The organism is Halomonas sp. WWR20, from assembly GCF_054602495.1.
Window position 1 is genome coordinate 19437 of record NZ_JBTRHR010000002.1, and the last position, 25858, is coordinate 45294.

Genomic DNA, 25858 nt, shown 5'->3' on the forward strand with positions numbered 1-25858 from the left:
AAGAATAATGCTCAGCCAGAGGAACACTCCCGTAAACAACAATAAAACTCTGGGAGTAGGCTATGCCGTCGTGGTTGGATTATTGTTTTGAATACGAGACGGTCTCCACCAGGGAAGAATGCCAATAACAAGAACACTGCTTGCCTGCCATTTCCTATTGGGACTGTGGTGCGTATTCAAGGCGATGCGCCATCACGAAGAAGAAACATCAGCAGGGATGCTGAACAGAATGCTTCAAGGGAGGTCCTAATGGACCTCCCTTCTCTACGTCAGCCCTCCTTGCGTCGACCCTCTTTTAGCCACAAGGGTGGCTTATCCGCGTCACTCCTCACGTTATACCTGCCATTCACATTGAATATGCCTCTTGAGAGGTAGATGGCTTTGCAAGGCATAGGCGGTCAGCTACACTGGAGACCCTGCATATTGCGAATCGATATCGCCGCATGTTCAAAGGATTTAACCGCTTTTTTCAACGCCCTGGTGAACGCTTGAAAACCCTGTTCGGACCTCAGGACGCCATAGACGATAGCGCTCCCTCATTACGCGTCATTCCACGGGAAGAACATTCTGTCTCGCGTAAGCTGTTCAGCGAGAACGCTTTGAAAGTGCTCTATCGCCTGCATAATGCTGGCTTCGAGGCCTATCTGGTCGGAGGCTGCGTACGCGACTCGCTGTTGGGAAAAATTCCCAAGGATTTCGATATCGCGACCAATGCCACACCGGAAGAATTGCGTGACCTTTTCCGTAATTCGCGCATCATCGGGCGTCGTTTCCGTATCGTACATGTGCGTTTCGGGCGCGAAATCATCGAGGTCACGACCTTCCGCGGCCGACCGGAAGATCATCACGATGAGACGTTGTCCCACCAGTCGCTGGACGGGCTGCTGCTGCGCGACAATGTTTGGGGCAGCATCGAGGAAGATGCCTTGCGCCGTGACTTCACCATTAACGCGCTCTACTACAATATTGCCGATTTCTCGATTCACGACTGGGCCAACGGCCTGCGGGATCTCGAAAAGCGCACACTGCGTCTGATCGGCGACCCGGCGACCCGCTACCGTGAAGATCCGGTACGCATGCTGCGAGCCATGCGTTTCGCCGCCAAGCTCGATTTTAGCCTGGACACGGCCACCGAGGCTCCGATTCGCGAGCAAGCGCCGTTACTGCTGCAGATTCCGCCTGCACGCCTGTTCGAGGAGGTTCTCAAGCTCTTTCTCTCCGGCCAGGCTGTCGCCACATTCCATCTGCTGCGGGAATACGGCCTGTTCGCCATGCTGTTTCCAGAAGCCGATGAAGTCATCAATGCCAGACCCTGGGCCGGAAAGCTTATCGAGCAGGCCCTCGCCAATACCGATCAGCGCATCCAGCAGGAGCGCCCGGTCACGCCGGCCTTCCTGTTTGCCGCCCTGCTATGGCCCGGCATGCGGGCTCGGGCCGAGCATCTCGAAGCGCAGGGTATGCCGTCTGTACCGGCCCAGCAGACCGCCTCTCAACAGGCCATATCGCGCCAGCTTCAACATACCTCCATTCCCAAGCGCTTCAGCCTGCCGATGCGCGACATCTGGGACTTGCAGTTGCGACTGCCCAAGCGTCGTGGCAAGCGGGCCTTCCAGACACGCGAGCATCCGCGTTTTCGCGCCGCCTACGATTTCCTGCTGCTTCGTGAAGCTGCCGAGGAAATCCCGCCCGGACTCGGCGACTGGTGGACGGCCTTTCAGGAAGGCGACGATCATGACCAGCGCCGTCTGCTAAGCAAGGTCGATAGCGAGCCGGCAGGAGCGCCGAGTGGACGTAAGCGGCGCCCACGCCGTCGCCGTCGCGGCACGGCCGATACGTCAACGCCCCCCTCCCACGATGAATGACGCACGCCGGGCCTACATCGGGCTCGGCAGCAATCTCGACACCCCGCAGCGTCAGCTGGAACAAGCTCTCGTGGAACTGGGCCAGCTGCCACTGTCGCACTTGGTCAGGCACTCGACACTGTTTGTCAGCGCCCCGGTGGGGCCGCAGGATCAGCCCGACTATGTCAATGCCGTGGCTGAACTTGATACGCATCTGTCTCCCCTGGCCCTGCTCGATCAGCTCCAGGCGTTGGAGCAGCGTCACCGGCGTGTTCGTCAGCGACGTTGGGGACCGCGCACGCTCGATCTCGACCTGCTACTGTTCGATGAGCAGCACTGGGACAGCCCGCGCCTGCGACTCCCCCACCCGGAGATGCATCTTCGGGGCTTTGTCCTGGTGCCGCTGGCGGAATTGGCCGGTGAGCGCCGCCTGCACGGACGGACGATTGCCGACCTGGCCCAAGCGCACCAGAGTAATGACTTGCGAGCACTGCCACCCCAAAGGTAGAGTTGCCACCTCGGTGTTACCGTTCCACACTTCACACCTAGCCAGTAACAACCGAAGTAACACTGCACCGCCTCTCGCAAGCTTCGGGCGCGTGCGACTATACGAGACGCCCTCATGAAAACCGTCACCTTGAGCACGCTTATCGCGCACAAGCGCGCCGGCGAAACGTTCAGTTGTCTGACCGCTTACGATGCAAGCTTCGCCCATGCCGCCGACAGCGCCGGCATCGACGTGTTGCTGGTAGGGGATTCTCTGGGAATGGTGCTGCAGGGACATTCCAGTACCTTACCGGTCACTCTCGATGATATCTGCTACCACACCCGCTGCGTGGCACGCGGCAAGCAGCGCAGCCTGCTGATGGTCGACCTGCCCTTCATGAGCAATGCTTCTGTCGAGCAACTGCTGCACGACGCCGGAACGCTGATGCGCGCAGGCGCCGAACTGGTCAAGATTGAGGGCGAAGCCTGGATGGCCGAGGGCGTCCGTGAACTGACACGGCGTGGCGTGCCGGTGTGCGCCCATCTGGGCCTGACGCCCCAGACCGTTTACCAGTTGGGAGGCTATAAGGTTCAGGGCCGCGAGGAGGCGCGCGCACGCCAGATCCTCGATGACGCCCGTACGCTGGTGGATGCGGGGGCCTCGGCGATCCTGCTTGAGTGTGTTCCGGCGAGTCTGGGGCGTGCCGTGCGCGATGCGCTCGATGTCCCGGTGATCGGTATCGGTGCCGGCCCCGACACTGACGGTCAGATCCTTGTCATGCACGATGTGCTCGGGGTGACGCATGGGCGTACCCCCCGTTTCGTCAAGAACTTTCTGGCCGAAGGCGGGTCCATCGAACAGGCATTTCGCACCTACCATGACGATGTCAAAGCACGCCGGTTTCCGGCCGAGGAGCATTGCTTCTGATGCGTACCTTCCAGCGAATCAATGAGCTACGCCAAGTACTCAACGACTATCGCCGCTCGGGGCAGCGAATCGCGCTGGTGCCTACCATGGGCAACCTGCATGAAGGTCACTTGGCATTGGTGGCAGCGGCCCGCCAGCATGCGGATATCACCGTGGCGAGCATTTTCGTCAATCCCATGCAGTTCGGCCCCGGCGAGGACTTAGATGCCTACCCGCGCACCTTGGACGAAGATCGGCGCAAGCTGAACGAGGCCGGCTGCGATCTGCTGTTCACTCCTGCCGCCACGGACCTCTATCCTCGCGGTCTAGAGCTTCAGACCTCGGTGCATGTGCCCGAGGTTTCGGCGGGCCTCTGCGGTGCCAGCCGTCCTGGTCATTTCGAGGGGGTGGCAACCGTTGTGACTCTGCTGTTCAATCTGGTGCAGCCCGATGTCGCCTGCTTCGGTGAGAAGGATTACCAGCAGCTCGCGGTTATCCGCAAGCTGGTCGACGACCTGCATTTCCCCATCGAGATTGTCGGTGTTCCCATCGCCCGCGCCGAAGACGGCCTGGCACTGTCGTCTCGCAACGGCTATCTAAGCGAGACAGAGCGTGCCAGAGCACCGGCGCTGTATCGTACGCTGCAAGAGATGCGTGCCTCGCTCGAAGGCGGAGCCGCACCCGATCAGGCAATCCGCACCGCACTGGCACAGCTGAGCGAACATGGCTTCAAGCCGGACTATCTCGAATTACGACGTGCCCATGACCTGAAGCCGGTTGACAGCGCTACCGTTGAGGCTATTATCCTCGCCGCTGCGCATCTAGGGCCTGCACGCCTGCTCGATAACCTGACGGTCACCCTGCCGCGCTGAAGCGCGGTGATGTAGAGAGGAAATTCATGCATACCATCATGCTCAAGGCCAAGCTGCACATGGCCCGCGTCACCCATGCCGTGCTCGAATACGAGGGTTCCTGCGCTATCGACGGCGACCTGCTAGACATGGCGGGCATCCGCGAATACGAGCAGATCCAAATCTACAACGTCGATAACGGCAAGCGTTTCACCACGTATGCCATTCGCGGCGAAGAGGGCTCGAAGATCATCTCGGTCAACGGAGCGGCGGCGCATCAGGCCAGCGTCGGGGATCGCGTGATCATCTGCAGCTATGCTCATTACAGCCAGAACGAACTCGAGTTGCATAAGCCCTCCCTGATTTACCTCCAGGAAGGCAACACGGTTAGCCACACCAGCCACGCCATTCCCGTCCAGGTCGCCTGACCTGCTGGCCCCGTAACCGTCTTGCGCCGTTACGGGGCCGTCTGCTTCGTGCCCCACGATCACCGCGCTAGTCCGGTGACGATATTGTCGGGTTACTGCAGGATTGCTGATTGCCTGCACAGTCCAGTTCCAACGAAAAACGCCCCACCGAGGTGGGGCGCTATACCGCAGGTTACTGGTTCGGCTTATTCCACCAGTGTCGCTTCGAAAGCGGCCTTCTCTTCCGCGGTTACTTCCTTGATGGAAAGTTTTACGCGGTTGCGGTTGTCGATATCGAGCACCTTGACGGTGACGTCATCGCCTTCATTGAGGAAGTCGCGCACGTCGTTGACCCGCTCCGGTACGATCTGCGAAATGTGTACTAGACCATCGGTTCCCGGCATGAAGTTGACGAAAGCGCCGAAGTCGGCGATCCGCACTACCTTGCCGCGATAGAGCTTGCCGATCTCCGCTTCGGCAGTAATGCCGAGGACGGTATCGATCGCTCGCTTGGCAGCTGCCTTGTCTTCCGCATAGATACGCACGGTGCCGCTGTCGTCGATATCGATCGAGGCGCCGGTCTCCTCGCAGATGCTCCGGATGGTTGCACCGCCCTTGCCGATGACATCGCGGATCTTATCGGGAGAAATCTTGATCGTCGCCATGGACGGCGCGTTGACCGAAACTTCTTCACGGCTTGCGGAGATGACGTGGTTCATCTGCTCGAGAATCTGCAGGCGGGCTTCGTGCGCCTGCTGCAAGGCGATCTCCATGATCTCCTCGTTGATTCCCTCGATCTTGATATCCATCTGCAGGGCCGTGACACCTTGCGCAGAGCCGGCCACCTTGAAGTCCATGTCGCCGAGATGATCTTCGTCACCGAGGATGTCGGTCAGTACCGCGAACTTGTCCTCATCCTTGACCAGCCCCATGGCAATACCCGCCACCGGCGCCTTGAGCGGGACCCCGGCGTCCATCAAAGCCAGCGAGGAGCCGCAGACCGAGGCCATGGAACTCGAGCCGTTGGACTCGGTGATTTCGGAGACGACGCGGATGGTATACGGAAACGCCTCTTCGCTAGGCAGCATCGCCTGGACGCCACGGCGCGCCAGACGGCCGTGGCCAATCTCGCGACGCTTGGGCCCCCCCATGAAGCCGGCTTCACCGACGCTGTACGGAGGGAAGTTGTAGTGCAGCAGGAAGCGATCCTTGCGTTCGCCTTCCAGCGACTCGATCAACTGGGCATCACGCAGCGTGCCCAGGGTCGCGATGACAATCGCCTGGGTCTCGCCACGCGTGAACAGCGCCGAGCCATGAGTCTTGGGCAGCACGCCGACCTGGATATCCAGCGGGCGCACGGTTTTTTGATCGCGTCCGTCAATACGCGGCTCGCCATTGATTACCCGCTCGCGCACTACACGCTTCACCAGGCTGGCAAAAGCGTTCTTGACGTCTTCCTCTTTGAACCGGTCTTCGGCCTCGCCTGCCAGTTGCTCAATGGCCTTGGCCTTGAGTTCGGCCAGAGCATCCTGACGCGCCATCTTGTCGGTGATGCGGTAGGCATCGCCGATGCCGGCCTCGAAGGAGGACTTGAGAGCGTCCTTGAGAGCCATGTTTTCGCCGACCGGCTGCCAGTCCCACTTCGGCTTGCCCGCATCGCGCACGAGTTCGTTGATGGCCTGGATCGCTACCTGCATTTCCTGATGGGCGAACAGCACGGCGCCGAGCATTTCATCTTCGGAAAGCTCCTTGGCCTCGGACTCGACCATGAGCACGGCTTTATCGGTACCGGCCACGACCATGTCGAGCTCGGAAGTTGCCAGCTCCTCGACACTGGGGTTGAGGTAATAGCCGCGCTCCTCGGTAAACGCCACGCGCGCGGCGCCCAGGGGGCCACTGAAGGGAACGCCGGAAATCGCCAGCGCCGCGGACGTGCCCAACATCGCGGCAATGTCCGGATCCTGGTTGCGGTCTGCGGAGAGCACGGTGCAGATCACCTGAACTTCGTTCATGTAGCCCTTGGGAAACAGCGGGCGGATCGGGCGATCGATCAAGCGGGACGTCAGGGTTTCCTTCTCGGTGGGACGCCCTTCGCGCTTGAAGAAGCCCCCGGGAATCTTGCCTACGGAATAGGTCTTTTCTTGATAATGGACGGACAGCGGGAAGAAATCCTGCCCCGGCTTGAGATCCTTTCTGGCGACCACCGTGCACAGGACAACCGTATCATCCATGGTGATCTGCACGGCACCAGTGGCTTGCCGGGCGATGCGCCCCGTCTCGAGGGTGACGGTACTTTGACCGTACTGGAATGTCTTTTTGACCGGATTCACGGCGACGTCCTTTGACTTTTTCAGTTTCGTATATGCTCGGCGGCCATATTAATGCGTACCGGGGGACAATAAAAGAACAAGCAACCCGAGGGTTGCTTGTTCGAAAGGCGCTGTTCTGACAGTAGCCGGGTCGGCTTAGCGACGCAGCCCCAGGCGCTTGATCAGCGACTGATAACGGTCGAAATCCTTGCGCTTTAGGTAGTCCAGCAGCTTACGGCGCTGGTTTACCATGCGGATCAGGCCACGACGTGAATGGTGATCCTGCTTGTTGGTCTTGAAGTGATCCTGCAGACCATCGATATTGGCGCTCAGCAGTGCGACCTGGACTTCGGGGGAGCCAGTATCGTTCTCACCACGGCCGTATTCGTTAACGATCTCGGCCTTCTTTTCAGCGGTCAATGCCATCTGTTTCTCCAGTAAGCAATATGCCTAAATGATGAATGTCGAAGACCACGCATATTTGCAGTCTCCAGGTAACCCGCGATTGCGGGCGCTATCGGGAAACCATCGCTGCATTTCCCGACCCATGCTGCCGCTTCAGCAACGCCAGCATGTTTCCTAAAAGCTTGTCGTCGCTTGGCTCAGCTCATCAATGAAGTGTCGACAAGCCGGCGAGGGGCAATCTCCCCGGGCGCGGTCACCTTGACCAGTCCCAGAAAGGCGGTGTCGCAATAGAGCCGCGCCACGTCTTCCTCACCCAGCCCGAGGGTATCCACCGCAGCCCGCTGTCCGTGCAGCAGACGACCCGCTGCACTCTGCTCAACGCACAAGCGGGGCAGGTGCGCCAGCATGACGTCGATGGGCAACAATACCGCGTCGCGCCCCGGCAGATCCAAGCTATCGAGAACCTCGAGGGACCGCATGTCCTGAGCCGTAAACGGTCCCGTCTTGAGACGACGCAGCGCGGTAATATGCGCTCCGCATCCCAGCGCACGACCGATATCCTCGGCCAGAGTACGAATATAGGTCCCCTTGCTGCAGGAAACCTCGAGTTCGAACCCTGTCGTGTCATGGCTCAGAAGGCGCGTATCATAAACCTTCACACGCCTGACTGCACGCTCGACGACTTCTCCCTTGCGGGCCAGTTCGTAGAGTGGCCGACCCTGGTGCTTGAGCGCCGAATACATCGGCGGTACCTGCTCGATCTCTCCGCGAAAGCGGGCCAGCACCGTCTCGATATCCTGCGCCGAAAGCGTCGGAACGGCCATACTTTCGGTAACTTGTCCCTCGGCATCGCCGGTATCGGTCACCTCGCCCAATTTCACCCGGGCCCGGTAGACCTTATCCGCCTCCAGCAGATACGAGGAGAACTTGGTTGCTTCACCAAAGCATACCGGCAGCAGACCGGTGGCCATGGGATCCAACGTGCCGGTGTGTCCGGCCTTCTGCGCCTGGTAGACACCACGCGCCTGCTGTAGGGCCCGATTGGAAGAGACACCCTGCGGCTTATCGAGCAGCAGAACACCATGCACCGCCCGGCCGCGACGCCGTCGCGCCATCAGCGCTCGTCCTCGTGTCCGGGCGAGTCGACGTCGTCTACGTCTGGCTGGCGCAACCGATCCTGGGCGACCGCCTCATCGATCAGCGAGGAAAGCCGCTGACCGCGCACCACGCTCTCGTCATAGTGGAAGCGCAACTCGGGCACATGACGCAACTTGATCCGTCGAGCGATCTGCGAGCGCAGGAAACCGGCGGCACGCTTCAATACCGCCATGTTCGCCTTGACGGTTTCGGCATCGTTCTCGCCCAGCAGAGTGACGTAAATATCGGCATAACCCAAGTCGCGACTGACGGTGACCGAACTGACGGTCACCATTCCCAGGCGCGGATCCTTGATCTCACGCTGGATGAGAACCGCCAGTTCCTGCTGGAGCTGGTCGGCTACCCGGTCGGTACGCTTGAATTCGCGCATCATACACTCCTGCAGCGACTCGCTGATAACATGAGGACCGATGAGACCCAGTTCCGCCGTCGGCTGTCTTTTGCATGCCGGTTTAAAAAAATGCCGACCTGCCAGACAGCCAGCGCATCGCTGGGCTCAACCGGATCTTGCGTGGCCTTACAGGGTCCGCTCGACCCGCACCTGATCGAAGACCTCGATCTTGTCGCCGACCTGCACATCGTTGTAGTTCTTGACACCGATGCCGCATTCCATGCCGTTGCGAACTTCGTTGACGTCATCCTTGAAGCGACGCAGGGATTCCAGCTCGCCTTCGTAGATGACCACGTTCTCGCGCAGAACACGGATCTTCTTGTTGCGGTGTACGGTGCCTTCCACCACCATGCAGCCGGCCACGGCACCAATCTTGGGCGCACGGAAGACGTCACGAACCTCGGCGATACCGATGATATCTTCACGCCACTCCGGTGCCAGCATGCCGCTCATGGCCTGCTTGACTTCATCGATGAGCTGGTAGATGACGCTGTAGTAGCGCAGATCCAACCCTTCCCGCTCGATGATCTCGCGTGCGGAGGCATCGGCACGCACGTTGAAGCCGACCACGATCGCTTCACTGGCAAGCGCCAAGTTGGCATCGGTTCCGGTAATGCCACCGACACCCGAGGACACCACCGCCACCTTGACTTCATCCGTGGAGAGTTCCTCGAGCGCGCCGCGAATGGCTTCCAGCGAGCCCTGCACGTCAGCCTTGAGCACGATGTTGACCTTGGCCACCTCATCCTGCCCCATCTGGCTGAACATATTCTCCAGCTTGGCTTTCTGCTGGCGGGCCAGACGCACATCGCGGTACTTGCCCTGACGGAAGTTGGCCACTTCACGCGCTTTCTTCTCGTCGGCCACCACGGTGAATTCCTCACCGGCTTCCGGCGTCCCGTCGAGCCCTTGGATCTCGACCGGCATGGACGGCCCCACGGAATCGACCTGCTTGCCGAGCTCGTTGACCAGCGCGCGCACACGGCCATAATGCAAACCGGCCAGCACGATATCGCCCTTCTTCAAGGTGCCGTTCTGCACCAGCACGGTGGCTACCGGCCCCCGACCGCGATCGAGACGGGACTCGACGACCACGCCCTTGCCCGGCGCTTCCGGCACAGCCTTGAGTTCCAGTACCTCGGAGACCAGCAGCACGGCTTCGAGCAGGGCATCGATGCCCTCCCCGGTCTTGGCCGAGACGTGGACGAACTGGGTATCGCCGCCCCACTCCTCGGAGATGACGCCGTGCTGGGACAGCTCGTTGCGGATACGATCGAAATCGGCGCCTTCTTTATCGATCTTGTTGACCGCGACGACCATCGGCACTTCGGCAGCCTTGGAGTGCTCGATCGCCTCGACGGTCTGCGGCATGACACCGTCATCCGCCGCCACCACCAGAATCACCACGTCCGTGGCCTTGGCACCGCGTGCACGCATCGCAGTAAACGCCGCGTGACCGGGCGTATCCAGGAAGGTCACGCCGCCATGCTCATCCTCGACATGGTAGGCGCCGATGTGCTGGGTGATACCTCCTGCCTCACCGGTAGCAACCTTGGTGCGCCGAATGAAGTCGAGCAGCGAGGTCTTGCCGTGGTCGACGTGGCCCATCACCGTGACCACCGGCGAGCGCGTAATCTCCTCGCCTTCATAGGAGATGCCCTCAAGCACCTCGGTCTCCAGTGCGTCGTCCTTGATCAGCTTGGGCTTGTGGCCCATTTCCTCGACAAGAATCGCCGCGGTGTCCTGATCGATGGTCTGGTTGATAGTGACCGCCGCACCCATGGTGAACATGATCTTGATCACTTCCGCGGCCTTGATCGACATCTTGTCGGCAAGTTCGGCGACACTGATCGACTCAGGAATAGAGACTTCACGCACGATCGGCTGGGTCGGCCGCTGGAAGCCATGCGCGTTGTCACGTCCTCCACGACGGGTGCCGCGGCGTTCAGAACGCTTGACCTTCTTGGCGGCACCGCCACGACGACGCTCGTTGCGTTCGCTACGATCATCGTCGTCACGCCCGCCACCGCTTCTGCGCCCGCCGGTCGCCCGCCGGTCGGCTTCTTTTTTCTGGCCACGACGATTGTCGTTGCGCGGCTCCTTGGGTGGGGCTTCGACGAACGGCTCCGAGGTGCTGGGCACATCATCAGCGATAACGTCGGGCTGCGGTTCGCTGGCAGGCTTGGCCGTCTGCTTGCGCATTTCGGGCGCCGCTTCGGGCTTGGCCTGTTCGCGCGCCGCCTCTTCAGCGGCAATACGCTCACGTTCCGCCTGCTCGCGCTCGGCCTGATCGCGTTCCGCCTGTTCAGCCGCGGCACGAGCCTGATTGGAATTGGCCATGTCGCCCACCAGTTGCACCGGCCCGGAATGGGTCTGTGCGGCTTCCTGGGGCGCCTCTTCCTCGGCATCGCGCTTGACGTAGGTCCGCTTCTTGCGCACCTGAACTTCAATCGTCTTGCCCCGACCGTCACCGGAACGAATCCGGCTCTTGGTGTTGCGGGTCAGGGTGACGCGGTTCTTGACACCACGCCCGCTACCATGACTCTTGGTCAGATGGTCGAGTAGGCGCTGCTTGTCTTCCTCGGACACCGCGTCGCCTTCCGCCTTGTGCGGAAGCCCCGCTTCATGCATTTGCTCCAGTAGACGGGACACGTCGCGCCCCACCTTGACTGCAAAATCTTTCACTGTCATTTCTGACATTACGACCCTCCTGAGCCCGTGACCTAGTTACTGTTCGCTCTCGAACCAAGGCGCACGGGCAGTCATGATCAGTGCCGCAGCGCGCTCCTCGTCCACTTCTTCGATGTCCTTCAGGTCATCGATGGACTGCTCGGCGAGGTCCTCCATGGTGACAATGCCCTTGCTGGCCAGGATAAAGGCCAGGTGGCGATCCATACCGTCCATCTCGAGGAGATCTTCGGCAGGTTGAGCCCCATCAAGCACCTCCTCGGAGGCAATGGCCAGGTTCAATAGCTCATCCTTCGCTCGAGCACGCAGTTCCTCGACAAGATCCTCGTCGAAATCTTCAATCTCAAGCATCTCCTCGAGTGGCACGTAGGCCAGCTCCTCGAGCGAAGTAAAACCTTCATCAATCAAGACACGGGCCAGCTCTTCGTCAATTTCCAGATGATTGATGAAGTACTCGACCAGGTTGTCGACTTCCTGCTCACGCTTGCCTTCGGCTTCATCGACAGTCATGACGTTCAACGTCCAGCCGGTCAGCTCCGACGCCAACCGTACGTTCTGGCCGCTACGCCCGATCGCCTGTGCAAGATTATCCTCGGCGACAGCGACGTCCATGGAATGGGCGTCCTCATCGACGAGAATGGAAGCGACATCGGCCGGCGCCATGGCATTGATCACCAACTGTGCGGGATTGTCGTCCCACAAGATGATATCCACCCGCTCGTTGCGCAACTCGTTGGACACCGCCTGGACGCGTGAACCGCGCATGCCGACACAAGCGCCAACCGGGTCGATACGCCGGTCATTGGTCTTGACCGCTATTTTAGCCCGCGCACCGGGATCGCGAGCCGCACCCTTGATCTCGATGAGTTGTTCGGCGATCTCCGGCACCTCGATCTTGAACAGCTCAATGATCATTTCAGGACGAATGCGCGACAGAATCAGCTGCGAACCGCGCGTCTCGGGGTCCACTTTCCACAATAGCGCACGGACCCGTTCATTCATTCGGTAGCGTTCGCCGGGAATCATCTCACTGCGCGGCAGAAAGCCTTCGGCATTCTCCCCCAGATCGATGATCAGCCCATCCCGCGTCGTCTTCTTGACAATGCCGGCCACCAGTTCGCCTTCGCGCTCGGTGTACTGACGCACGATCTGCGCACGCTCAGCTTCGCGAACCTTCTGGACGATGACCTGCTTGGCGGTTTGCGCCGCGATCCGCCCAAACGCGACAGACTCGATCTGCTCTTCGACCACATCGCCCAATGCCAGCGGTGGATCGCGCTGCTCGGCATCGGATAACGCAATTTGGCTGTCGGGATTCTCGAACTCTTCATCTTCGACCACCGTCCAGCGGCGGAAGGTGTCGTAATCACCCGTGGTACGGTTGATCTTTACGCGAGCGCTGACCTCTTGGCCTTCGAAGCGCTTGCGCGATGCACTCGCCAGTGCGGCTTCGACCGCCTCGAAGATCACCTCACGGGGAACGCCCTTTTCATTCGAGATCGCATCAACGACCAGCAGAATCTCTTTGCTCATGCCTTTGCCTCGCCAGAAAACCTGTCCTTAATCATCGAACCGCGGCACGACGTGCGCTTGATCGATGCTTTCGATGGGAAAGCAGTATTCCTCTTCACCGAGATGCAACAGCACCTCATCCCCTTCGATACCGGCCAGACGCCCTTGGAACTTGCGGCGCCCATCGAACGAGGTACGCAGCTTGAGTTTCACGTCGCTGCCCTTGAAGCGCTCGAAGTGATCAAGGGTAAAAAGAGGCCGGTCCATACCGGGAGAAGACACTTCCAACCGGTATTCGCCGGGAATGGGGTCTTCGACATCGAGCACGCCACTGACTTGCCGGCTGACGCTGGCACAGTCATCGACATTGATACCGTCGGGATTCTCGATGTAGATCACCAATCGGGAATGCTTGCCCTGGGCGAGATAGTCGATTCCCCAGAGTTCAAAGCCCATGGCCGAGACCACCGGCTCGATGAGCGCATACAGCGCAGCGTCCTTGATTGCCACAGACGAGGCTCCTACAGCAGTTGCATCAGGCACCTGACCGGGAGTATAGAAGGAAGCTAGGTGGCTGATTGGCGTTGTCGTCAACAGGATAAGCTGCTAACAAAAGGCCCCTTCACTGGAAGGGGCCTTTCGTAAGAAAAACTTGGTAGCGGGGGCCGGATTTGAACCGACGACCTTCGGGTTATGAGCCCGACGAGCTACCAGACTGCTCCACCCCGCATCATAGGCTGGCGATTCTACGCGCCGTTCCTGCTTGCGTCAACAGTGCCTACTGTCGCCGCATCTTGCCAATCGAACTTCTCATCAGCGCCAAACGTTGCCGATGAAGAATGGTGCCGAAGGCGGGACTTGAACCCGCACGACCGTAAGGTCACTACCCCCTCAAGATAGCGTGTCTACCAATTCCACCACTTCGGCATCAGGGGGAGGGCACTTTTTTCCATGTATCTCCACTTCACGCTGGTGAAGATTCCATGGGAAGCCATGCCCAACTCTTGGCAACTCAGACTCGAGAAGCCTGGCTAACACACTCGATCCCGGCGCTTACTGCTCGCTTTCCTCGAGTGCTGGCGCCGTATTATTCCCATTATTGCTATCTTCGTCAAGGGTAGGCAGCGTATTTTGCTGTTCAACTACCGTAGCATCGGGAATACCGGCTTCCGGCGCCTCCCCTGTCTGGGACGCGAAGTATGCCAAGGTTAGGGAAGTGGCAAAGAAGGCCGCCGCCAAAACCCCGGTCAGCTTGGCAAGAAAGCCGCCACTACCGCGCGAACCAAAGACCGTCTGTGACGAGCCGCCACCGAAAGAAGCGCCCGCCTCGGCCCCCTTGCCCTGCTGCAACAGGACCAGAGCGACCAGTGCAATGGCGATCGCCACATGAATCATAAGAATGGCAACTTGCATGTTTTTAACCTGCTGACTGACAAATGGCTAGAAAATCGTCGACCTTGAGTGAAGCACCGCCCACCAGGCCGCCGTCGATATCCGGCTGGGATAATAACTCAGCCGCATTGCTGGCATTCATGCTGCCGCCATAGAGCAGGCGCAGCCCTGCCGCCAGGTCACGATCAAAACTGGCCTGATAATCGCGAATGGCCGCCATGACCTCCTGCGCCTGATCCGGGGTAGCGGTGCGCCCGCTCCCGATCGCCCATACCGGTTCGTAGGCGATTATTACCCTGGCGCGCTGTTCTGGCTCAAGTCGCGCCATCGCGTGGCCGACCTGACGCAGCACAACGTCGTTGGTACGCCCGGCATCGCGCTCTTCAAGCGTCTCGCCGACACATAGAATGGGGCGAATATCGGCGCTGAGCGCCGCCAGCAGGCGATCATAGACGTCTTCATCGGCTTCGCGGTAAAGACTCCGCCGCTCGGAGTGGCCGACAAGCGCATACTCGACCCCGAACTCCTTAAGCATTCTACCGCTGACTTCGCCGGTATGCGCCCCGGAGTGCAGCGGGTTGAGCGTCTGGGCACCGAGCCGTAGCGAGGTTTCGGAAAAGGCACGACGCGCCACTTCGAAATAGGGAAACGGCGGAAAAATGGCGATATCCAGCGATGCTGGAAGTGCGGCGTCGGCAAATGCCCGGCCGAAGGCTTCTACCAGCTCAGCCGAGCCGTTCATCTTCCAGTTACCGGCAATCAGCGGCGTGCGCATGAGCGAACCTCTTCTCGAAGTGGTGCGAAATGGTATAGGAGCACTCTTGACAAGACAACCGAAAACCCAACCTGCGCATGACAGGCCAAGGCTCCGGCTGACATTCTTGCTCCTGTCTGCTAATTCATCTGTGCTTCGACACTGGCTGCAATGCGTCGCGCCATGGCCGACACGTCAAAACGTGGACGCCCCTCCACCATGACCCGGATCAGCGGCTCGGTGCCGGAGGCCCGCAACAGCACCCGGCCTTCGCCCTGCAGATCCCGCTCCACACCGGAGACGGCATCCTGTACCACATCGCTGCCCAGCACTGCGCGCTTATCGGTACTAGGGGTCAAGCGCACATTGATCAAGGCCTGAGGGACCTTTTCGAGCCCCTTGAGCAACTCGGCCAGAGGCGCCCCCTCGCGAATCATGATCGCCAGCACTTGCAACGCCGAGACAATGCCATCCCCGGTCGTTTGCACATGGCCACAAACGATATGACCCGACGACTCCCCGCCAAGCTGCCAATCGTTGGCCGCCAGACGCTCCATCACGTAACGGTCGCCGACCTGGGCTCGCTCGAAGGGAATTCCCATCGACTCGAAAGCAGCCGCCAAGCCGAAATTGGACATTAAGGTGCCGACGACTCCGCCCTTCAGCACGTCACGGCCATGCCGGTCCCGGGCAATCATGTAGAGAATATCGTCGCCATCGATTTCACGACCGTCGGCATCGACCAGGACGACACGGTCACCATCGCCGTCGAAGGCCACTCCAAGATCGGCCCCGCGCTCAATGACAGCCGCGCGCAGCGACGCAGGATGGGTAGACCCTACCAGATGGTTGATATTCAGCCCATCCGGCTGCACCCCTACCAGGCTGACATCGGCGCCCAGCTCGCGAAACACGTTGGGCGCGATGTGATACGTCGCACCATGCGCGCAGTCGAGCACCACCTTGAGCCCATGCAGGCCCAGACGGTGGGGTATGGTGGACTTGCAAAATTCAATATACCGGCCCGCCGCGTCATTGATGCGCACTGCCTTGCCGAGACAATCGGACGAAACGGTTTCCAGCGGCTTGTCGAGCTCGGCCTCGATTTCCTGCTCGACGCTGTCAGGCAACTTGGTGCCTTCGGCCGAGAAGAACTTGATGCCGTTATCCTGAAACGCGTTGTGCGATGCGGAAATGACAATCCCTGCATCGGCACGAAACGTCCGAGTGAGATAAGCGATGCCCGGCGTTGGCATCGGCCCCAGTAGAGAAACGTCGGTACCTGCAGCGGAAAGCCCAGCTTCCAGTGCCGCTTCGAACATGTACCCCGACAAGCGTGTATCCTTACCGATCAGCACCTTGGCCCGCGCCTGACGCGAGCGGGCAGTCAGCTTACGCGACAGCACTCGCCCCACCGCCCAGCCCAGCTTGAGCATGAAATCCGCCGTGATCGGGTATTCGCCTACGGTGCCCCGGATGCCATCAGTCCCGAAATATCGTCTTGTCATTCCTCAACGCCTTCCTTTAACACGGCCCAGGTCATATTCAGCGCATCCACGGTAGGCCCGACATCATGCACGCGCAGAATGCGCGCCCCCCGCTCCACTGCTAACACGGCAAGCGCCAGCCCGCCGGCCAGTCGATCCTCCACGCAGCGCCCAAGCACTTGGCCAATCATGCTTTTACGCGACACTCCGACCAATAGCGGCAACTCGAAAACCTCAAGCGCCTCCAACCGGTTAAGCAGGCGTAAATTGTGTGCGACACTCTTGCCGAACCCGAAACCGGGATCCAGAATCAAGCGCTCCCGCGGAATTCCGGCGCCAACGCAGGCGGCGATACGTTCTTCGAGATAGCGAGCGACAGCCTGCTCCACCGGAACATCATAGTGCGGCGCGTCTTGCATATCGCCGGGTTCGCCGACCATATGCATCACGCAGACGGGCAGGCCGCTCTCTGCTGCAGCACGCTGCGCCCCAGGCAAGCGCAGCCCCCGTACATCGTTGAGCATGCCAGCGCCCAGCCGGGTCGCTTCGGTCATGACTTCAGGCTGACTGGTATCCACCGAAACCAAAGCGCCCAGTTCGGAAACCAGGCGCTCGACCACCGGCAGAACGCGCTCGAGCTCCTCCTCGACCGGGACTCTCGCAGCGCCGGGGCGGGTCGACTCCCCGCCCACGTCGATGATCGATGCCCCCTCCGCCAGCATTCGCTCGGCATGGCGCAGCGCCGCCTCGGTAGTGTCATGGCGACCGCCATCGGAAAAGGAATCGGGGGTAACGTTGAGAATCCCCATGACATGGGGACGGGAGAGATCGAGCCTATGCGGCCCACAAAGCAACGAGGCGCGTGATTCAGTGTCAGTCATTCCAGCCGTTATCCGCTCGAAAGCCTTCACTGTAACACGCGCCTCATCTGGTGCAAGGCGCCGGGCGGCGCCTTAAATCAATGCCCCGCAGGGCCTCCCAGCGGATCGGAAGGACGACGGCGAGTATCGTCATCCTCGTCGCTGCCGCTTTCCGGTGCAGGCTCGACCGGCTTGGGATCGCTCGGCGTGCCGCGCCCCGCAGTGGGACCATCGCCATCCCAATCCTTGGGCGGGCGGGGCTCACGACCCTCCATGATGTCCTTGAGCTGATCGGCATCGATGGTTTCGTACTGCATCAATGCCTCGGCCATCGTGTCGAGCTTGTCGCGGTTTTCCTCGAGAATCTGACGCGCCTTGGCGTAGCATTCATCGATGATTCTGCGTACCTCTTTGTCGAGCCGGGTCGTGGTTTCGCCAGACTTGAGCTTGCCGCCGCCCTGGCCCGGGCCGCCGAGGAACTGGTGCGATTCATCCTCGTCGTACATCAGCGGCCCCATCTCCTCGGAGAGACCCCACTTGGCGACCATATTGTGGGCCAACTCGGTCGCGCGCTTGATGTCGTTCGAGGCACCGGTCGTGACCCCATTGGGTCCCAGGGTCATCTCTTCGGCGATACGCCCTCCGAACAGCGAACAGATCTGGCTGATGAGCTGCTGACGCGAGAGACTGTAACGATCCTCCTCCGGCAGGAACATGGTCACGCCCAAGGCCCGTCCACGCGGAATGATCGTCACCTTGTAGACCGGATCGTGCTCGGGCATGACCAGGCCGATAATCGCGTGGCCAGATTCATGGTAAGCCGTATTGAGCTTCTCTTTCTCGGACATGACCATGGACTTGCGTTCGGCGCCCATCATGATCTTGTCCTTGGCCAGCTCCAGCTCCTCCATGCTGACCAGGCGCTTGTTGCGCCGCGCGGCGAACAGGGCCGCCTCATTGACCAGGTTGGACAAGTCTGCGCCCGAGAACCCCGGGGTGCCGCGTGCGATCAGGCTGGGCTTGACGTCTTCACCCAGCGGCACCTTGCGCAGGTGGACACCAAGGATATGCTCGCGGCCACGAATATCCGGCAAGCCAACCGTAACCTGACGATCGAAGCGGCCAGGGCGCAACAGCGCGGGGTCGAGCACATCGGGACGGTTGGTCGCGGCAATCACGATAATGCCGTCATTGGCCTCGAAACCGTCCATCTCGACCAGCAGCTGGTTCAAGGTCTGCTCGCGCTCGTCGTGCCCACCGCCCATGCCGGAGCCACGATGACGGCCTACCGCATCGATCTCATCGATGAAGATGATGCATGGCGCCTGCTTCTTGGCCTGTTCAAACATGTCACGCACACGCGAGGCACCGACCCCCACGAACATCTCAACGAAGTCGGAACCGGAGATGCTGAAGAACGGCACCTTGGCCTCGCCGGCGATGGCCTTGGCCAGCAATGTCTTACCCGTTCCCGGCGGCCCCACCATCAATACACCACGAGGGATCTGACCGCCCAGCCGTTGGAATCTGCTCGGATCCTTCAGGAAGTCGACCAACTCCACGACCTCTTCCTTGGCCTCATCACATCCAGCGACATCGGCGAACGTCGTCTTGATCTGATCCTGGCTGAGCAGCTTGGCCTTGGACTTGCCGAAACTCATCGGCCCGCCTTTGCCACCGGCGCCGCCCTGCATCTGACGCATGAAGAAGATGAAGATGGCCAGAATGATCAGGATCGGGAAGCTGGCGATCAACAGCCGCGTCCACAGGCTCTGCTCCTGCGGCTCCTTGCCTATCACGGTCACGTCATTGGCCAGCAGATCATCCATCAGCTTGGGGTCCTGCGCCGCGGGACGAATGGTCTGAAACTGCGACCCGTCGTCACGCTCCCCGGTGATGGTGTAACCATCGATGGTCACACTGCGGATTTGGTCGTTCTGCACCTGCTGGACGAACTGGGAATAGTTCATCGTCTGCGGCGAGCTATCGACGCTGAAATTGTTGAACACCGTCAGCAGTACCGCTGCGATGACCAACCAGAGAATCAGGTTCTTCGCCATGTCGTTCAAGGGAGTACCCTCATTGCATGAATCTGTCTGCCAAGCGTGCCCAACAGTTTGACATTACACCACATGGGGGTGCTCAACCATGGTTGCAAGCTCAGCCATGAAAACCTTCCGCCAGCAGGTACACCTCTCTCGAGCGTGAACGCGAAGCCTCCGGTTTGCGGGTCATTACCTTACTGAAGCTGGTCCGCAGCTCCTTGAGATACGCATCAAACCCTTCTCCCTGGAATACCTTGGCCAGGAAGCACCCGCCAGGCGACAGGGTCTGCCGGGCAAGATCAAGAGCCAATTCAACGAGATACATGGCCTGGGGCTGATCAATCGCCGACATGCCGCTCATGTTGGGCGCCATATCCGACATCACCATGTCGACCCGGCGTCCACCGATGACCGCCAGAATCGACTCCAGCACCTCGTCTTCAGTGAAATCGCCCTGAATGAAGTCGACCCCGGCCAGCGCATCCATCTCGAGGATATCCGAGGCGATGATTTTTCCCTGGGGTCCCACTTTCTCGGCGGCGATCTGGCTCCAGCCGCCAGGCGCAGCTCCCAGGTCAATCACCGTCATTGCGGGTTTGAACAAGCTGTCCTTGGCATCGATCTCGAGCAGCTTGTAGCTTGCCCGCGAACGATACCCGTCCTTCCATGAGCGCTGGACATACGGATCATCGAAGTGTTCCTTAAGCCAGCCGCCACTACTTTTGCTGGAGTGCGAGGAGCGTGCCACGGCATCACCTGATAGCATAGATATAGAACGAAGTTCTAGAGGGGAAGTGTAAACTTTGGTCGGAGTGCCCGGCTTCAGGGAAGCGTGACTTTCCAAGCAGTCGCTTTCCTCGTACTATGGCGCGTTTAGCGGCTCACAACTTCTATTGGAGTCGTCCGCTTGAAATTCGTTCCGTTCGCTACGGCGAGCCAGGCTTTATTCAACCCTGATCCTTCAAATCCCAGCCTCGGCACCACTTGCGTGCCGGGACGTACGCCAACCGGGAACTGTCAGAATACCATGAGCTTACCATCGGCACAAAAGAAAGCATTTCGCAGCATCGGCCATCACTTGGACCCCGTCGTGACGGTATCGGAAAATGGCTTGTCCGAAGGCGTCATGGCCGAGCTCAACCGAGCGCTTGCCGATCATGAATTGATCAAGGTAAAAATTGCGGTAGGCGACCGGGATGCACGCCGCCAAGTCAGCGAGCAGCTCGCCGAGCAGACGCACGCCGAGCTGGTTCAGGCGATTGGCAAGGTCGCCCTGCTCTATCGCCGCAATCCGCAGGCTAAACCCAACCTTTCCAATGTTACACGCTTTAGCGCAAGCAGATAGACCGCTCCCGTTCAGATATCAGACGAGCGCCGCCCTAGGCGGCGCTGTATCATCCAAAGCATACGATGCGGCATGTCAGCGGTGATGCACCTCGCCGATTTCATACTCGACATCTCCACCGGGCGTTCTGACCAGCACGGTGTCGCCCTCTTCTTTGCCGATTAGCGCACGCGCGATCGGCGAGGTCACGGAGATCTTGCCGGCCTTGATATCGGCCTCGTCCTCGCCGACGATCTTGTAACTGACTTCGTCGTCAGTATCGAGATTGACCAGCTCGACGGTCACGCCAAAGATCACCTTACCCGTCTTGGGCACCTTGGTGACATCGATCACCTGGGCCACCGACAGCTTACCTTCGATTTCCTGGATTCGCCCTTCGATGAAGCCCTGCTGCTCGCGGGCGGCATGATATTCGGCATTCTCCTTGAGATCACCATGCGCGCGCGCCTCAGCAATGGCATTGATCACGCGTGGACGCTCGACGCCCTTGAGCTGATCCAGCTCTTCCCGCAGGCGGGCCTCGCCTGCGACGGTCATCGGGACCTTGTTCATGGCTTTACTCCTGCATGCATGTCCTGAAGCCGCCGTACGGTAATCTCGCTACCATATTCAAGCGCCATGCACACTGCCTTGGCCCCCGCCAGCGTCGTGGCATAGGGAACCTTTCTGGCAAGCGCAGTACGGCGAATCACGGAAGAATCATTGATCGCCTGGCGGCCTTCGGTCGTATTGACGATATAAGCAACGTCATCATTCTTGAGCATATCGACGATGTGCGGACGCCCCTCGAAGACCTTGTTAACGGTTTCGACAGGCAACCCAGCATCTTCAAGCGACCTGGCGGTGCCGCGAGTCGCGATCAGATTAAAGCCTAATGCTAGCAGAGATTTTGCCACCTCGATAACGCCGGCCTTGTCGGGGTCGCGCACCGACAGGAACGCCGTGCGCTCGCCCTCAAGATGAGGGATCGCCTCTCCAGCGCCGAGCTGCGCCTTGTAGAAAGCCTCGGCAAAGGTCTCGCCGCTCCCCATCACCTCACCCGTGGACTTCATTTCTGGCGACAGGATCGGGTCCACACCGGGGAACTTGTTGAACGGGAACACCGCCTCCTTGACGCTGAAGCTGCCTGGAATCACCTCCTGCGTGAAGCCCTGGGCCGCCAGCGTGGTGCCGGCCATGCAGCGCGCGGCAACCTGCGCCAGCGAGGTGCCGATGCACTTGGAGACGAACGGCACGGTACGCGAGGCGCGCGGATTGACTTCGATGATGTAGATCTCGCCATCCTGCCAGGCCAACTGGACATTCATCAGCCCTATCACGTTGAGCTCGACCGCCATACGTCTGACCTGATCTCGCATTTCATCCTGCACTTCCTTGGGCAGCGAGTAGGGCGGCAGCGAACAGGCCGAGTCGCCGGAATGCACGCCGGCCTGCTCGATATGCTGCATGATGCCGCCGATGACCACCTGCTGACCGTCGGAGACTGCATCGATGTCGATCTCGATGGCCGCATTGAGGAAATGATCGAGCAGGACCGGCGAGTCGTTGGACACCTTGACCGCATGGGTCATGTAGTTCTCGAGTTCGGAGGCGTCGTAGACGATCTCCATGGCGCGCCCGCCGAGTACATAACTCGGCCGTACCACCAATGGGTAACCGATCTTCTCGGCCTTGGAAAACGCCTCGTCGAAGCTGCGGGCAGTGGCGTTGGGCGGCTGCTTGAGGCCCAGCTTGTCGATCATCTGCTGAAAGCGCTCACGATCCTCGGCACGGTCGATGGCGTCCGGAGTGGTGCCGATGATCGGCACGCCGGCGGCCTCGAGTTCGCGGGCCAGCTTGAGCGGTGTCTGACCGCCAAATTGCACGATCACGCCGACCGGCTTTTCCTTGTCGGCGATCTCGAGCACGTCCTCCAGCGTCACCGGCTCGAAGTACAGCCGGTCCGAGGTGTCGTAATCGGTGGAGACGGTCTCCGGGTTGCAGTTGACCATGATGGTCTCGTAGCCGTCGTCCCGCATCGCCAACGCGGCATGCACGCAACAGTAATCGAACTCGATACCCTGGCCGATGCGGTTGGGGCCACCCCCAAGCACCATGATCTTCCGGCGATCGCTGACGTTGGCTTCGCATTCCTCCTCATAGGTGGAGTACATGTACGCCGTGTTGGAAGCGAACTCCGCGGCACAAGTGTCGACACGCTTGTAGACGGGCCGGATGCCCAGCTTTTGGCGGGTCTTGCGGAACTCCTTTTCGGAGACGCCCAGCAACGTGGCCAGCCGAGCATCGCCAAATCCCTTGCGCTTCAATCGGAACAAGGTCCGCGCGTCCAGCTCGCCCAGCGAACGCTTGCTCACCTCGGCCTCGGTGAGGATCAGATCTTCGAGCTGGACCAGGAACCAGCGGTCGATATTGGTCAGCGCGAAGATATCGTCGACGCTCATACCCGCACGCATGGCGTCGGCAATGAAGAAGATGCGCTCGGCACCGGCGGCCTGCAGCTCCCCCTTGATCAGCGCCAGGTTGGCATCACTGAACTCGCCGGGTTTGCAATCGGGAAATTTGGGGTCAAGACCGTCATTGCCGGTTTCCAGCCCACGCAATGCCTTCTGCAGCGATTCCTGGAAAGTCCGGCCGATCGCCATCACTTCACCGACCGACTTCATTTGCGTGGTCAACCGGTCGTTGGCCTGCGGGAACTTCTCGAAGGTAAAGCGCGGGATCTTGGTGACGACATAGTCGATCGACGGCTCGAACGACGCCGGCGTGATACCCCCAGTGATGTCGTTCGACAATTCGTCCAGGGTATAACCCACCGCCAACTTGGCGGCGATCTTGGCGATCGGGAAGCCGGTCGCCTTGGAGGCCAGCGCGGACGAGCGACTGACGCGCGGGTTCATCTCGATGACCACCATGCGCCCGGTATTGGGGTCCATGCCGAACTGCACATTGGAGCCGCCGGTCTCGACGCCGATCTCGCGCAGCACCGCAAGTGATGCGTCGCGCATGATCTGGTATTCGCGGTCGGTCAGCGTCTGGGCCGGCGCCACGGTGATCGAGTCACCGGTATGCACGCCCATGGGATCGAAGTTCTCGATGGCGCAGACGATGATGCAGTTATCGTGCTTGTCGCGCACGACCTCCATCTCGTATTCCTTCCACCCCAGCAGCGACTCGTCGATCAGCAGCTCATGGTTGTTCGAAAGTTCGAAGCCACGCTGGCAGATCTCGTCGAACTCTTCCTTGTTGTACGCCACGCCACCGCCGGACCCCCCCATGGTGTAGGAAGGCCGGATAATGGTCGGAAAGCCCAGCTCGGCCTGGATCTCCCAGGCCTCTTCCATCGAATGCGCAATCTTGGCCTTAGGACACTCCAGGCCGATGCTTTTCATCGCTTTGTCGAAGAGATCGCGATCCTCGGCCTTGTTGATGGCATCGGCATTGGCGCCGATCATCTCCACGCCGTACTTGGCGAGCACGCCGTGCTTATCAAGGTCCAGCGCGCAGTTGAGCGCCGTCTGTCCGCCCATGGTCGGCAGCAACGCGTCCGGACGCTCCTTCTCGATGATCTTCTCCACCGTCTGCCAGGTGATCGGCTCGATGTAGGTGGCGTCGGCCATCACCGGGTCGGTCATGATGGTGGCGGGGTTGGAGTTCACCAGGATGACCCGGAACCCCTCCTCGCGCAGCGCCTTGCAGGCCTGGTTGCCAGAATAGTCGAACTCGCTCGCCTGGCCGATGACGATGGGCCCGGCGCCGATGATAAGGATACTCTTGAGGTCAGTACGTTTGGGCATGACGATTCCCGCAGCTTATTCGGTAGTGGTCGAGCGTCTTGGTTCGGTGGTCGAGTCCGTCAATTCTTGTGCTTGCGCATCAACGTGATGAACCGGTCGAACAGCGGCGACACGTCGCGTGGCCCCGGGCACGCTTCGGGATGCCCCTGGAAGCTGAACGCCGGACGGTCGGTCAACTCGAGGCCTTGTAGCGAACCATCGAACAGCGAGCGATGCGTGGCGCGCACATTGATCGGTAGCGTCGTCTCGTCGGCGGCGAAGCCATGGTTCTGGCTGGTAATCATCACACGACCGGTATCGATATCCTGTACCGGGTGGTTGGCGCCATGGTGGCCATGGTTCATCTTCACCGTCTTGGCCCCGGCCGCCAGGGCCAGCAGCTGATGCCCCAGACAGATGCCGAAGACCGGCGTGTCGGTGGCGAGAATCTCCTGGGTGGCCTCGATGGCATAGGTACACGGCTCGGGGTCGCCCGGCCCGTTGGCCAGCAATACTCCGTCGGGATTCATCGCCAGCACCTCACGTGCCGGCGTTTGTGCCGGCACCACCGTCAGTCGACATCCCCTCGACACCAGCATGCGCATGATGTTGCGCTTCACACCGTAGTCATAGACCACCACGTGGAACTCGCGCTCACGCTGCCGGCCGTCCTCGAAGCCCCTGCCCAGGGCCCACTCGCCTTCCGACCACTCATATGGCGCCTTGCAGGACACCTCCTTGGCCAGGTCCATTCCCTTCAGGCCAGGAAAGTCCCGCGCCGCTGCCAGGGCGCGCTCGACACCCTCTTCACCCTCGGCCTCCGGCCCCGCCAGGATCGCGCCGTTCTGGGCGCCCTTCTCGCGCAGAATTCGCGTCAGGCGACGGGTATCGATATCGGCGATACCCAACACCTTCTGACTTTTCAGATAGGCGTCGAGAGACTGCTCACTACGGAAACTGCTGGCCAGCAGTGGCAGGTCGCGAATCACCAGGCCGGCCACGAAGATGCGATCGGACTCCACATCCTCGCTATTGGCACCGGTATTGCCAATGTGAGGATAGGTCAGTGTCACAATCTGTCGGGCATAGGATGGGTCGGTAAGAATCTCCTGATAGCCGGTCATGGCGGTGTTGAATACCACCTCGCCACTGGTTTGCCCATCGGCGCCGATGGCGATGCCATGAAATACGCTGCCGTCTTCCAAGGCCAGTATCGCGGGTCTGTTCAACGCAACGTCCTCCCCTGC

The 25858-nt window shown here is 60.3% G+C and carries 22 protein-coding genes and 2 tRNA genes; 6 read left to right on the top strand and 18 right to left on the bottom strand.

Going from position 1 to position 25858, the window contains the following annotated elements:
- The first annotated feature begins 443 nt into the window (after positions 1-443).
- From pcnB to panD, 5 genes are all read left to right on the top strand, one after another.
- Entirely contained in the window at positions 444-1862 is a 1419-nt protein-coding gene (gene pcnB, locus ACW4DH_RS03390) for a polynucleotide adenylyltransferase PcnB (RefSeq protein WP_459634956.1), read from the top strand.
- On the top strand, positions 1855-2349 hold the full coding sequence (gene folK / locus ACW4DH_RS03395; RefSeq protein ID WP_459634957.1) for a 2-amino-4-hydroxy-6-hydroxymethyldihydropteridine diphosphokinase: 495 nt from the start codon (positions 1855-1857) through the stop codon (positions 2347-2349). The genes pcnB and folK overlap by 8 nt, the downstream gene beginning before the upstream one ends.
- 114 nt (positions 2350-2463) lie before the next feature.
- Positions 2464-3255 (top strand): 3-methyl-2-oxobutanoate hydroxymethyltransferase, encoded by a 792-nt coding sequence (panB, locus tag ACW4DH_RS03400; protein WP_459634958.1) that lies wholly within the window; start codon positions 2464-2466, stop codon positions 3253-3255.
- Positions 3255-4106: a pantoate--beta-alanine ligase gene (gene panC / locus ACW4DH_RS03405; RefSeq protein WP_459634959.1), complete on the top strand. Its 852-nt coding sequence runs from the start codon at positions 3255-3257 to the stop codon at positions 4104-4106. The genes panB and panC overlap by 1 nt, the downstream gene beginning before the upstream one ends.
- Positions 4107-4132: 26 nt before the next feature.
- Entirely contained in the window at positions 4133-4513 is a 381-nt protein-coding gene (gene panD, locus ACW4DH_RS03410) for an aspartate 1-decarboxylase (RefSeq protein ID WP_459634960.1), read from the top strand.
- A 185-nt stretch (positions 4514-4698) separates the two neighbouring features.
- On the opposite strand, the gene pnp is transcribed toward panD, so the two are convergent.
- From pnp to rlmE, 15 genes are all read right to left on the bottom strand, one after another.
- Positions 4699-6822: a polyribonucleotide nucleotidyltransferase gene (gene pnp, locus ACW4DH_RS03415; RefSeq protein ID WP_459634961.1), complete on the bottom strand. Its 2124-nt coding sequence runs from the start codon at positions 6820-6822 to the stop codon at positions 4699-4701.
- A 135-nt stretch (positions 6823-6957) separates the two neighbouring features.
- Positions 6958-7227 carry a 30S ribosomal protein S15 gene (rpsO, locus tag ACW4DH_RS03420; RefSeq protein ID WP_459634962.1) on the bottom strand — a complete coding sequence of 90 codons (270 nt, stop codon included), beginning with the start codon at positions 7225-7227 and terminating at the stop codon, positions 6958-6960.
- Between the two features lie 176 nt (positions 7228-7403).
- Positions 7404-8321, bottom strand: a complete 918-nt coding sequence (gene truB / locus ACW4DH_RS03425; protein ID WP_459634963.1) for a tRNA pseudouridine(55) synthase TruB — start codon at positions 8319-8321, stop codon at positions 7404-7406.
- Positions 8321-8734, bottom strand: coding sequence for a 30S ribosome-binding factor RbfA (gene rbfA, locus ACW4DH_RS03430; RefSeq protein ID WP_459634964.1), 414 nt, complete (start codon positions 8732-8734; stop codon positions 8321-8323). Before rbfA ends, truB begins: the two co-directional genes overlap by 1 nt.
- 147 nt (positions 8735-8881) lie before the next feature.
- Positions 8882-11455 carry a translation initiation factor IF-2 gene (gene infB, locus ACW4DH_RS03435; RefSeq protein WP_459634965.1) on the bottom strand — a complete coding sequence of 858 codons (2574 nt, stop codon included), beginning with the start codon at positions 11453-11455 and terminating at the stop codon, positions 8882-8884.
- A 27-nt stretch (positions 11456-11482) separates the two neighbouring features.
- On the bottom strand, positions 11483-12976 hold the full coding sequence (gene nusA / locus ACW4DH_RS03440) for a transcription termination factor NusA (protein WP_459634966.1): 1494 nt from the start codon (positions 12974-12976) through the stop codon (positions 11483-11485).
- A gap of 27 nt (positions 12977-13003) precedes the next feature.
- Positions 13004-13465, bottom strand: coding sequence for a ribosome maturation factor RimP (gene rimP / locus ACW4DH_RS03445; protein ID WP_459634967.1), 462 nt, complete (start codon positions 13463-13465; stop codon positions 13004-13006).
- A 143-nt stretch (positions 13466-13608) separates the two neighbouring features.
- Positions 13609-13685 (bottom strand) — tRNA-Met (locus ACW4DH_RS03450).
- A gap of 110 nt (positions 13686-13795) precedes the next feature.
- A tRNA-Leu gene (locus tag ACW4DH_RS03455) sits at positions 13796-13882 on the bottom strand.
- Between the two features lie 126 nt (positions 13883-14008).
- Positions 14009-14368, bottom strand: a complete 360-nt coding sequence (gene secG / locus ACW4DH_RS03460) for a preprotein translocase subunit SecG (protein ID WP_459634968.1) — start codon at positions 14366-14368, stop codon at positions 14009-14011.
- A 4-nt stretch (positions 14369-14372) separates the two neighbouring features.
- Entirely contained in the window at positions 14373-15122 is a 750-nt protein-coding gene (gene tpiA / locus ACW4DH_RS03465) for a triose-phosphate isomerase (RefSeq protein WP_459634969.1), read from the bottom strand.
- A gap of 119 nt (positions 15123-15241) precedes the next feature.
- Complete coding sequence (gene glmM, locus ACW4DH_RS03470; RefSeq protein ID WP_459634970.1) at positions 15242-16609, bottom strand: phosphoglucosamine mutase; 1368 nt, start codon at positions 16607-16609, stop codon at positions 15242-15244.
- Complete coding sequence (gene folP / locus ACW4DH_RS03475; RefSeq protein WP_459634971.1) at positions 16606-17469, bottom strand: dihydropteroate synthase; 864 nt, start codon at positions 17467-17469, stop codon at positions 16606-16608. Before folP ends, glmM begins: the two co-directional genes overlap by 4 nt.
- 77 nt (positions 17470-17546) lie before the next feature.
- Positions 17547-19517 carry an ATP-dependent zinc metalloprotease FtsH gene (gene ftsH, locus ACW4DH_RS03480; protein ID WP_459634972.1) on the bottom strand — a complete coding sequence of 657 codons (1971 nt, stop codon included), beginning with the start codon at positions 19515-19517 and terminating at the stop codon, positions 17547-17549.
- Positions 19518-19608: 91 nt separating this feature from the next.
- Entirely contained in the window at positions 19609-20259 is a 651-nt protein-coding gene (gene rlmE, locus ACW4DH_RS03485) for a 23S rRNA (uridine(2552)-2'-O)-methyltransferase RlmE (protein WP_459634973.1), read from the bottom strand.
- Positions 20260-20520: 261 nt separating this feature from the next.
- Here rlmE and yhbY point away from each other — a divergent pair, with 261 nt between their 5' ends.
- Positions 20521-20838, top strand: coding sequence for a ribosome assembly RNA-binding protein YhbY (gene yhbY / locus ACW4DH_RS03490; RefSeq protein WP_459634974.1), 318 nt, complete (start codon positions 20521-20523; stop codon positions 20836-20838).
- Between the two features lie 75 nt (positions 20839-20913).
- Here the strand turns inward: yhbY and greA are convergent, their stop codons facing one another.
- From greA to carA, 3 genes are read right to left on the bottom strand one after another with little or no spacing between them, the layout of a single operon-like run.
- Positions 20914-21390: a transcription elongation factor GreA gene (greA, locus tag ACW4DH_RS03495; RefSeq protein ID WP_459634975.1), complete on the bottom strand. Its 477-nt coding sequence runs from the start codon at positions 21388-21390 to the stop codon at positions 20914-20916.
- A complete protein-coding gene (carB, locus tag ACW4DH_RS03500) occupies positions 21387-24632 on the bottom strand; it encodes a carbamoyl-phosphate synthase large subunit (RefSeq protein ID WP_459634976.1) in 3246 nt (1081 codons plus the stop codon). Before carB ends, greA begins: the two co-directional genes overlap by 4 nt.
- 59 nt (positions 24633-24691) lie before the next feature.
- Entirely contained in the window at positions 24692-25840 is a 1149-nt protein-coding gene (carA, locus tag ACW4DH_RS03505) for a glutamine-hydrolyzing carbamoyl-phosphate synthase small subunit (protein ID WP_459634977.1), read from the bottom strand.
- Between the last annotated feature and the right edge of the window lie 18 nt (positions 25841-25858).